This window comes from Streptomyces sp. WAC 04229 (genome assembly GCF_003947455.1).
In the GTDB taxonomy this organism is placed as follows: Bacteria; Actinomycetota; Actinomycetes; order Streptomycetales; family Streptomycetaceae; genus Streptomyces.
This window is the reverse complement of record NZ_QHJH01000431.1, coordinates 1-691: the sequence shown is the minus strand read 5'-3', so window position 1 is coordinate 691 and position 691 is coordinate 1. Positions and strand designations below refer to the sequence as shown.

The window sequence follows — 691 nt, the reverse complement described above, 5'->3', positions numbered from 1 at the left end:
AAGCCCCGCAGCGCCCCCCGCTCGATGGCCGCCCCGGACCGCGACGGCGACCTGCGCCGCACCTTCCCGGCGCTCCCGCCCCGCGCGCCGGACGAGGGCCTCGCCGCGACCTGGTGGGGGAGCGCGTGGGTGAGCGCGTTGGAAGAAGGCGCCCTGGACGCGGCCCGGCTGGCCCGCGGACGCGGCTATGCCGAGCGGGGTCACGTCGACGCCGTCACCGTGACGCCCGGCCTGGTCCTCGCCTACGTACAGGGCAGCCGGCCGCGGCCGTACCGGGTGCAGGTGCGGTTGCGGACGCTGGGCGACGACGACTGGCAGCGGTTCCTGGACGCCGCCGTCGAGCGGCCCGGACACATCGCCGCGCTCCTCGACGGGGAGCTGCCCCACTCCCTGGCGGAGTGCGGGGTGCCGCTGCTGCCCGGCCCCGGCGACCTCGCGCCCCGGTGCAGCTGCCCCGACTCGGGGCACCCCTGCAAACACGCCGCCGCGCTCTGCTACCAGACGGCGCGGCTGCTCGACGCCGACCCCTTCGTCCTGCTCCTGCTCCGCGGCCGGGGCGAACGCACGCTGCTCGACGCGCTGTCCCGGCTGAACGCGGCCCGGGCCGCGCGTGCCGCCCAGGACCTGTCCCTCATACACCCCTGACGCTGCCGACGATCGACCCTGTGCAGATTTCGGCGCTCACCGCCTC

1 protein-coding gene is annotated in these 691 nt (G+C 76.8%); it reads left to right on the top strand.

All coding sequences use genetic code 11. The annotated features are described in order from the left end of the window. Window positions 1-645: SWIM zinc finger family protein (locus tag DMH12_RS38715; RefSeq protein ID WP_260474508.1), on the top strand; the 645-nt coding region annotated here is incomplete at its 5' end. Window positions 646-691: the final 46 nt, after the last annotated feature.